At 70.5% G+C, this 9,107-nt stretch carries 9 protein-coding genes and 1 tRNA gene; 2 read left to right on the top strand and 8 right to left on the bottom strand.

Translation table 11 applies throughout. From position 1 onward, the window contains the following. Nucleotides 1-61: 61 nt before the first annotated feature. Nucleotides 62-1,021 (bottom strand): pirin family protein, encoded by a 960-nt coding sequence (locus tag ACYVIH_RS15730; RefSeq protein ID WP_460870417.1) that lies wholly within the window; start codon nt 1,019-1,021, stop codon nt 62-64. Between the two features lie 90 nt (nt 1,022-1,111). Here ACYVIH_RS15730 and ACYVIH_RS15725 point away from each other — a divergent pair, with 90 nt between their 5' ends. Next, nucleotides 1,112-2,680 (top strand): phytoene desaturase family protein, encoded by a 1,569-nt coding sequence (locus ACYVIH_RS15725; protein WP_460870422.1) that lies wholly within the window; start codon nt 1,112-1,114, stop codon nt 2,678-2,680. A 99-nt stretch (nt 2,681-2,779) separates the two neighbouring features. On the opposite strand, the gene ACYVIH_RS15720 is transcribed toward ACYVIH_RS15725, so the two are convergent. Both ACYVIH_RS15720 and sigK read right to left on the bottom strand, forming a co-directional pair. Beyond that, nucleotides 2,780-3,493 (bottom strand): anti-sigma factor, encoded by a 714-nt coding sequence (locus ACYVIH_RS15720; protein WP_460870416.1) that lies wholly within the window; start codon nt 3,491-3,493, stop codon nt 2,780-2,782. Continuing rightward, entirely contained in the window at nt 3,490-4,068 is a 579-nt protein-coding gene (gene sigK, locus ACYVIH_RS15715) for an ECF RNA polymerase sigma factor SigK (RefSeq protein WP_460870415.1), read from the bottom strand. Before sigK ends, ACYVIH_RS15720 begins: the two co-directional genes overlap by 4 nt. A 193-nt stretch (nt 4,069-4,261) precedes the next feature. Here sigK and ACYVIH_RS15710 point away from each other — a divergent pair. Beyond that, nucleotides 4,262-4,334, top strand: a tRNA-Lys gene (locus ACYVIH_RS15710). Nucleotides 4,335-4,395: 61 nt separating this feature from the next. Here the strand turns inward: ACYVIH_RS15710 and ACYVIH_RS15705 are convergent. The 5 genes from ACYVIH_RS15705 to ACYVIH_RS15685 are packed head-to-tail and all read right to left on the bottom strand — an operon-like array spanning nt 4,396 to nt 9,103. Then, on the bottom strand, nt 4,396-5,571 hold the full coding sequence (locus tag ACYVIH_RS15705) for a 4-hydroxybenzoate 3-monooxygenase (protein WP_460870414.1): 1,176 nt from the start codon (nt 5,569-5,571) through the stop codon (nt 4,396-4,398). After that, entirely contained in the window at nt 5,571-6,227 is a 657-nt protein-coding gene (locus ACYVIH_RS15700) for a 3-oxoacid CoA-transferase subunit B (RefSeq protein ID WP_460870413.1), read from the bottom strand. The genes ACYVIH_RS15705 and ACYVIH_RS15700 overlap by 1 nt, the downstream gene beginning before the upstream one ends. After that, complete coding sequence (locus ACYVIH_RS15695; protein WP_460870412.1) at nt 6,224-6,922, bottom strand: 3-oxoacid CoA-transferase subunit A; 699 nt, start codon at nt 6,920-6,922, stop codon at nt 6,224-6,226. Before ACYVIH_RS15695 ends, ACYVIH_RS15700 begins: the two co-directional genes overlap by 4 nt. 40 nt (nt 6,923-6,962) lie before the next feature. After that, a complete protein-coding gene (locus ACYVIH_RS15690; RefSeq protein ID WP_460870411.1) occupies nt 6,963-8,435 on the bottom strand; it encodes an aldehyde dehydrogenase family protein in 1,473 nt (490 codons plus the stop codon). Continuing rightward, the gene (locus ACYVIH_RS15685; RefSeq protein WP_460870410.1) at nt 8,432-9,103 is read right to left on the bottom strand and encodes an HD domain-containing protein; all 672 of its coding nucleotides are present in this window, start codon (nt 9,101-9,103) and stop codon (nt 8,432-8,434) included. Before ACYVIH_RS15685 ends, ACYVIH_RS15690 begins: the two co-directional genes overlap by 4 nt. Between the last annotated feature and the right edge of the window lie 4 nt (nt 9,104-9,107).

Raw genomic sequence — 9,107 nt, 5'->3', positions numbered from 1 at the left:
CTCGTCACCCTCGTCCAAGCCGCCTGGCGCCAAGGCCCCAGCGGCTAACTGCGAGATCGGGTCAGAGACCGTGCACGGCCGGCATCGTGCCGAGCCGGCCGGCCTGGAAGTCCTCGAAGGCCTGCATCACCTCGGCCTTGGTGTTCATCACGAACGGGCCGGCCCAGGCGAGCGGCTCGCGGATCGGTCGACCGCCGAGGACGAGCACGTCCAGCGACGGGCTGCGGCTCTCCTGGGTGCGGTTCGCGGCCAGGCTGACGAAGTCGCCGCGGCCGAGGACCGCAAGGTTGCCCGCGCGGACCGGCCGGTGCTCGGTGCCGACGGTGCCCTCACCGTTGAGCACGTAGACCAGCGCGTTGAACTCCGGGTCCCACGGCATGTCGAGGGACGCCGTGGGGGCGAGGGTGGCGTGCACCATCGTCATCGGCGTGTGCGTCGAGCCGGGGCCCTTCTGCCCGGCGACCTCGCCGGCGATCACCCGGACCAGTGCACCGGCGTCGGCGCTGGTGGCCAGCCCGACCTGGCCGGCTCGGAGGTCCTGGTAGCGGGGGGCGGCCATCTTCTGGGCGCGAGGCAGGTTCACCCACAGCTGGACGCCGTGGAACAGGCCGCCCTTCTGCACCAGCCACTCCGGCGGCGCCTCGATGTGCAGCAGCCCGGAGCCGGCGGTCATCCACTGGGTGTCGCCGTCGGTGATCGATCCCCCGCCACCGTTGGAGTCCTGGTGGTCGAGAAGACCGTCGATCATGTAGGTCACGGTCTCGAAGCCGCGGTGCGGGTGCCACGGCGTGCCCTTGGGCTCGCCGGGGGCGTACTCCACCTCGCCCATCTGGTCCATGTGGATGAACGGGTCGAGGAGGCTGTGATCCACGCCGGCGAACGCCCGGCGTACCGGGAACCCCTCGCCCTCGAAGCCGCGCGGGGCCTCCGTGACCTGGACGACGGGACGGACGGTGTCTCCCAGCCCCGGGCTCGCGATGCGCGGAAGAACGGTGAGGTCGTCGACGGTGAGTGCTGGCATGCAGGAAGTTTAGTTCAAGATTCAACAGTTTGCCAGGGTCGGTTGAGGTGGTTCGGTCCGGGGTAGCGTGCACCCGTGACTTCAGGGAGCATGCAGAGCAGGTACGACGTCGTCATCGTCGGCGGGGGCCACAACGGGCTCGTGTCCGCGACCTACCTCGCCCAGGCCGGTCTCTCCGTGCTCGTGCTCGAACGGCTCCCCCACACCGGCGGCGCCGCCATCAGCGCCGAGGCCTTCCCCGGGCTGGACGCCCGCCTGTCGCGCTACTCCTACCTGGTCAGCCTGCTGCCGGAGCAGATCATCACCGACCTCGGGCTCGACCTCGAGCTCCGCTCCCGCCGCACTGCCTCCTACACGCCCGTGGTGCGCGACGGGCAGCACACCGGCCTGCTCGTCGAGCGTCCCGAGGCCGAGCTGACCGCGGAGTCCTTCCGGGCGCTGACCGGCTCCGACGAGGAGTACGACGCCTGGCGCGCGTTCTACGCCGAGGTCACCGACTTCGCCCAGGCCGTCGCGCCGACCCTGCTCGAACCCCTGCGCACCGAGAAGGAGATGCGCGAGCTGGTCGAGCCCGACACGTGGGACGCACTCGTCGCCAACCCGCTCGGTGCGGTGATCGAGCAGCGCTTCCGCGACGACACGGTCCGCGGCGTGGTCGCCACCGACGCGCTGATCGGCACGTTCACGTCGATGAACGACCCCTCGCTGATCCAGAACCGGTGCTTCCTCTACCACGTGGTCGGCAACGGCACCGGTGAGTGGCGGGTGCCCGTCGGCGGCATGGGTGCGGTCACCGACGCCCTCGCAGACGCCGCTCGCAAGGCCGGCGCGGAGATCGTCACCGGCGCCGGGGTCAGCAGGATCGAGGCCGACGGCGAGAACGCGAACATCCTGTGGCACGACGGGCAGCTGACCCACAACGTCGAGTGCCGCTGGGTGCTGTCGAACGTCGCGCCCTGGGTGCTGCAGATCCTGCTCGGCGAGGAGCCCGGCGAGCCGCCCGTCGGCTCCCAGCTGAAGGTGAACCTGCTGCTCGACCGGCTGCCGCGGCTGAAGTCGGGCGCTGACCCGGAGGTCGCCTTCGCGGGGACGTTCCACGTCGCCGAGGACTACAGCCAGCTGGAGACCGCCTACACCGAGGCGGCGGCCGGCACGATCCCGACGCTGCCGCCCGGCGAGCTGTACTGCCACTCGCTGACCGACCCGTCGATCCTCGGCAGCCTCGCCGGCGCCGGCAAGCACACGCTCACCTACTTCGGGGTGCACATGCCCGCGCAGCTGTTCGACGGCGATGTGGACGGCCGTCGCGACGAGGCGGTCCACCGCGTGCTCGACGCGATCAACGAGCACCTCGAGGAGCCGATCGAGAGCTGCCTCGCACTCGACGCGCACGACCGGCCGTGCCTGGAGGCCAAGGCCCCGCAGGACATCGACCACGCGCTCGCGATGCCCGGCGGGCACATCTTCCACGGCGACCTGTCCTGGCCGTGGTCGCCGAACCGGTCCCGGCTCGAGACCCCCGCCCAGCGCTGGGGTGTCGCCACCGATGTCGCGAACGTGCTGATCTGCGGCTCCGGCGCCCGGCGCGGCGGGGCGGTCAGCGGGATCGGTGGGCACAACGCCGCCCAGGCTGTGCTCGAGGCACACCGCGCCGGCTGACCGCCGTACGCTCCGCCGCCTCAAGTAATGCGGGGTTATGGACGGACCACACGCGGTGTATCGCGTGTGATCCGTCCACAACGCGTGGGAAGACGGGTGTCAGACCTCGCTGGGGTTGACCCGCATGATCGGCTCGGTCGTGGGCTGCGCCGACCCGCCGGCCGGCTCGACCGTGATCGCGACCTCCACGTCCGGCTCGGGCATCTCCATCGCCGCACCCTTCTCCGGCTCCAGGATGCCGACCGACGAGATCGCCCCGCCCTGGATCGCCCAGAGCTGGTAGACGTGCTCCTCGTCGAGCGCCGGCAGCTCGTCGGTGTCGACGGCCATCTCACCGCGGGTCGGTGAGGTCGCCACCGAGATCTTGCCGCCGTTCGCGGTCTCCATCGTCGCGGTGTGGGCGTCCTCGGCCTCGAAGACCTGGACCACCTCCTGCGCGAGCAGGCTCTGCTGCTCGTCGTCCTGGAGCTGGGAGAGCCCGATGGCAGCGCCCACCACGATCACAGCCGCCGCGGCGGCGACCAGGAACCGCCGGCCCCAACGGTGCGGGGGTACGTCGACCACGACGCCGCCCTTGTCGCGAGGCGGCAGCTGCGGCGTGCGGTCGACGGCGTCGAGCACCCGCGCCTTGAGGTGCTCGGGCGGGGCGATCGCCTCGCTGCTGCCCATCGAGGCCGCAGCCGCCTGCAGCTCGCGCACCTCCTGGCGGCAGGCGGTGCACTCGTCGAGGTGCCGACGGAACTGCTCGGCCTCCTCAGCGCTGAGCGCGTTGAGGGCATAGGCGCCGGACAGCGTGTGGAGCTCGGTGCTCATCGTGCCCCCTCCAGGCAGTCGCGGAGACGGATCAGGCCGTCTCTCATTCTCGTCTTGATCGTCGGTAGCGGCTTGTCGAGCAAGGTCGCCACCTCCCCGTAGGTGTATCCGTTGAAGTACGCCAGCCGCACCGACTCCAGCTGCAGGTCGGTCAGCGTCTCAAGGCACTCGCGCACCGCGCCGTGCTCCTCGGCCGTGATCAGCGCGTCGGCCGGCTCGTCGTGCGAGACCTCCTCGGGCGCGCCCTGGTGGTCCTGCCGCTTCTGTGCCTCGCTGCGACGTACGGCGTCCACGGCCCTGCGGTGGGCGATGGTCATCACCCACGTCTTCGCCTTGCCTCGCTCGACGTCGAACCGCGTCGCCTTGCGCCACACGTCGAGGAACACCTCCTGCGTCACGTCCTCGGCGCGAGCCGGGTCCCGCACGACTCGCCGCGCTAGCCCGTAGACGGCCGGGGACAGCTCGTCGTACAGCTCCTCGAAGGCCTGTGCGTCCCCGCGCGCCGCACGGCGCATGAGGTCGTCGACGTCAGCCGGGCCCCGCGGGGACACCAACCTCAGCTCGGGCTCGGGCATCGCGCCTCCTGGACAGACGGTGAATGGGCGCAACCGTTGGGCTGCGACTGTAGTTCGTCGGCGACGGTCTTGTGGATGGGTCGGGAATCCGTGCAGTCGCGCCTGCGGCTCGCTTACCGGCGGTGCCCGCCGTCACACCCCGCCGATTTCGTGGTGCGGCACCTGTGTTGCTAGAGTTCCACTCGCTTCACGCGCGCCATTAGCTCAATTGGCAGAGCAGCTGACTCTTAATCAGCGGGTTCGGGGTTCGAGTCCCTGATGGCGCACAAGAACCAGGTCAGCAGCCCGCACGGCTGCTGACCTGGTGCGTTTCCGACCACTCGTGGCTCACGAGGGCCAGCCGGTGTAGGCCTCGGCGAGGTACGACGCCCCGTGCCGCGAGGCGACGACCGAGTCGAGCTCGCCCAGCTGGCGACGCTCGTCGAAGTCCGACGCCCCCTCGGCCTGGTGCAGCATCGAGGTCATCCAGTACGAGAAGTGCTGTGCCTTCCACACCCGGCCGAGGGCTCGCGCCGTGTACTCGTCGAGCGCCTCGGGCTCACCCTTCCCGATCGCGCGCTCGAGGACCTCGGCGAGGACGCGCACGTCGGCCAGTGCGAGGTTGAGCCCCTTGGCGCCCGTGGGCGGCACGGTGTGCGCCGCGTCGCCGGCCAGGAGAAGGTTGCCGTGCCGCATCGGCTCACACACGAAGGAGCGGAACGGCAGGACGGTCTTCTCGAAGATGCGCCCCTCGGTGAGCCGGAACCCGTCCTCTCCGGAGACCCGTGCCTGCAGCTCCTCCCAGATGCGATCCTCCGACCAGTCGTCGACCGACTCGGTCGGCGAGCACTGGAAGTACATCCGCTGGATCGACTCGGTGCGCTGGGAGATGAGCGCGAAACCCCGGGGTGAGCGGCAGTAGATCAGCTCTGGCGCGCTCGGCGGAGCCTCACAGAGGATGCCGAACCAGGCGAACGGGTACTCGCGGAAGTACTGCTTGCGGTCGGGGATCTCGCGTCGTGTCATGCTCCTCGAGCCGTCCGCACCCACGACGACGTCGCACCGGACCTCCTGCTCGGACCCTGCCGCGTCGGTGAAGAGGATCCCCGGGCGGTCGGAGGTGAGATCGACGACCCGGGCGTCGCTGATCCCGAAGCGGACGTCGCCGCCATCGCGGTCCCGAGCGTCGGCGAGGTCGATGAACACGTCGGTCTGCGGGTAGAGCCAGCAGGAGGCACCGACAAGCTCCTGGAAGTCGATGCGATGGCTGACGCCGCCGAACCTCAGGTCGATGCCCTCGTGCTCGTGCCCGTCGCGCAGCACCCTGTCCGAGACGCCGGTGTCGAGAAGCATGCGCACGCTGTCCCGCTCGAGGATCCCCGCGCGGTGCGTGTCCTCGATGAGCTTGCGGGGCCGGCTGTCCACGACAACCGAGTCGATCCCGGCCAGGTGCAGCAGGTGCGACAGCATCAGGCCCGCCGGTCCCCCACCGACGATGCCGACCTGCGTTCGGGTGACTGCCATCAGGAGTCCGTCCTGTCTGTGAGCGGAACCTCGAGGAGGTCCTGGAGGTCGGGGAAGGTGATGCCGAACAGGTCGCGGACCGCGACGCGGTCGGGTTCGATGAGGAACACGGCGTGGTCGGTGTAGATCCGGGACACGCACTGCACTCCGGTGAGTGGCATGGTGCACTCGGGGACGAGCTTGGGGCGGCCGTCGCGGGTGAGCAGGGTCATCATCACGAAGGTCTGTTTCGCTCCGGTGGCCAGGTCCATCGCACCGCCGACGGCGGGGATCGCCTCGGGTTGGCCGGTGTGCCAGTTGGCAAGGTCCCCTCGGGCGGAGACCTGGAACGCGCCGAGGACGCAGTGGTCGAGGTGGCCGCCGCGCATCATCGCGAACGAGTCGGCGTGGTGGAAGTACGACGCACCCGGCAGCTCGGTCACGGGCACCTTGCCGGCGTTGAGCAGGTCGAGGTCGACGGCGGCGCCGTGGGCCTCGGGGCCCATGCCGAGCATGCCGTTCTCGGTGTGCAGGATGATCCCGGCGGCCGGGTCGAGGTAGTTGGCGACCTTGGTGGGCTGGCCGATGCCGAGGTTCACGAACGACCCGGCCGGGATGTCGGCGGCGACCAGGGCGGCGAGCTGGTCGGTGTCCATGCGCTCGAGGGTGATCGTCACGACTGCTCCTCCCGGGCTGTGAGGTGGGGGTCGGGGATCTCGACCACCCGGTCGACGTAGATCGAGGGGGTGACCACGTGCTCGGGGTCGATCCCGCCGAGCGGCCGGACCTGGTGGACCTGCACGATCGTGGTGGCCGCGGCGGTGGCCATGACCGGGCCGAAGTTGCGGGCGGTCTTGCGGTACACCAGGTTGCCCAGGGTGTCGGCGGCGTGGGCCTTGACCAGGGCCACGTCGGCGTGGATCGGGTGTTCCAGGACGTGCCCGCGGCCGTCGATGACCCGGGTGTCCTTGCCCTCGGCCAGCGGGGTGCCGTAGCCGGTAGGGGTGAAGAACGCCCCGATCCCGGCACCGGCGGCGCGGATCCGCTCGGCGAGGTTGCCCTGCGCGACGAGCTCGAGCTCGATCTCACCGGCCCGGTAGGCCGCGTCGAAGTGGTGGGAGTCGGCCTGCCGCGGGAACGAGCAGATGATCTTGCGCACCCGCCCCTCACGGATCAGCCCGGCCAGCCCCACCTCACCGTTGCCGGCGTTGTTGTTCACCACCGTCAGGTCCCTGGCACCGGACTCGATCAACGCCTCGATCAGCTCCACCGGCTGACCGGCGATCCCGAACCCACCGATCATCACCGTCGCACCATCAGGCACGTCCGCGACCGCCTCCTTGGCCGTCGCGACAAACTGGGTCGCGCTCATGCTGCGGCTCTCTTCGGCTCCGTCATCGCTCGGTCCGGGCTCAGCCGGCGGTCCGGCGATGGATCGACTTGTAGGTCAGGTATGCGTTGAGGCCCTCCACGCCGTACTCCACGCCGAGGCCGGAGTCGTGGCGGCCACCGAACGGTGCAGCGTGGTTCGAGGCGAAGAAGTTGATCCCGACGGACCCGGTGTCGAGCTGCTCGGCCACCGCCAGAGCGGCGTCCGGGTCCCGCGAGAAGACGATCCCGCCGAGACCGTAGGCCGTCGAGTTCGCGATCTCGATCGCCTCCTCGAGGGTCTCGTAGCGCAGCACGGTGATGACCGGCCCGAAGATCTCCTCGCGTGCCACCTCCATCTCCGGGGTGACGTCGGCCAGGACGGTCGGCTCGACGAAGAAGCCCTCGCGGTCCGCTCGACGCCCGCCCGTGGTGACGCGGGCACCCTCGGCACGCGCCGACTCCAGGAAGCCGAGCACGACCCCGAGCTGAGCCTCGGACGCCATCGGCCCGAAGACGGTGTCCTCGTCGAACGGATCGCCCTGCTTGGCTGCAGAGACCACCTCGGTCACCATGTCGACGACCTCGGCGTAGCGCTGTGCCGGCGCGAGGATGCGCGTGGAGATGTAGCAGGTCTGCCCGGTGTTGCGCATGCAGGAACGGAGCAGCACACCCGCCATCTGGTCGAGGTCGGCGTCCGGCAGCACCAGGGCCGAGGACTTGCCGCCCAGCTCCAGGGTGACGGGCCGCAGCAGCTCACCGCAGGCGGCGGCGATTCTGCGTCCCACAGGCGTCGATCCCGTGAAGGCCACCTTGGCCGTGAGTGGGTGCCGGACCAGCGCATCACCGGTGTCGCCTCCCCCGGTCACCAGGTTCACCACGCCGGCCGGGATGCCGGCGGCCTCGGCTGCCTCGACGACGAACCGGATCGACAACGGCGTCGTCTCGGCCGGCTTGATCACGGCGGTGCACCCGGCCAGCAGCGCGGGCGCCAGCTTGATCACCACGAGGTTGATCGGGAAGTTCCAGGGGGCGATCAGCGCGCACGGACCGACGGGGTCACGGCGTACGACGGACTCCGCTCCCCCGGCAGGGAACGGTCGCACATCCTCTTGCTCGAGGTAGCCGGCCAGCGAGGCGAAGTAGCGCAGGATCCCGGCGGCGTTCGCGGCGGCCCCCAAGGTCTCCGACACCGGCGTGCCGTTCTCGCGGGTGTTCGTCCAGGCCAGCGGCTCCGCGCGCTTCTCGACCTCGTCGGCCATCCGCAGCAGGTGCCCGGCTCGCTCGGAGGGCGTCAGCCGCGGCCACGGTCCCTGGCGGAAAGCTCGGTCGGCGGCGGCCATGGCCGCGTCGACGTCCTCCGCGGTGGCCTCGGGGACAGACCCCCACTGCTCGGCGGTGGCCGGGTCGAGCACCGGCCGGCGGGCCGGCCCCGAGGCAGGCCGCCACGCGCCGTCGACGTACAGGTCGTCGACATGCGTCCAGGGCAGGTCGAGCCGGGCACGAGGGTCGCTCATCTCAGCACCGCGGTCTTGAGCAGGTCGTTGGAGCGCTCGAGGTCGGCGGTGGCCATGGAGATCGCCGCCTGGGTGAGCAGCTCGGGGACGATCTCTGCCGCCAGCCGGTCGCAGTACGTCGCGGGGTCCATGCCGAACCAACCGGAGGCGAGGGCGATCCCGGCGTGGTCGAAGCGCCAGAGCCGGTCGGCATCCCGGACGAGGGCGTCCTCCAGCGACTTGGCCTCCTTGCGGGTGTCGTGGCCGTCGATGATGGTCGTGACGGCCTCGACGAAGTCTTCGTCGTAGCCGAGCGGCGGCAGCACCTCGCGGGCGATGATGCAGCCCTGGCGCTCGTGCTCGAAGCGGACGGCGGCCTTGCGCCAGTTCTTGCCGAATCCCTCGGAGATGATCCGGTCCTCGTCGACCCGGCCCCACCCGGTGTCGTGGAGCATGATCGCCACGCGGACCAGGAGCCGGTTGGCCTCCGGGTGCGCGTCGCAGAGGCGCTCGGCGTAGGCCAGCGAGATCGGCAGGTGGATGTCGTTGCTCCGCGCGCGCGACTCGGGCACGACGGACTTCCAGATCGGGTCCAGGTCCGTGTCCCGCCCCGGGGACAGGGCGATCGGGGACACGTCGACGGGGCCGTTCGCCGGAACCGGGGTGGCGGGCAGCTCGTGGGTCAGCATGGCT

The organism is Nocardioides pakistanensis, assembly GCF_054781215.1.
Note: the sequence above shows the minus strand (reverse complement) of the source record. Positions and strands in the feature narration are given on the sequence as shown.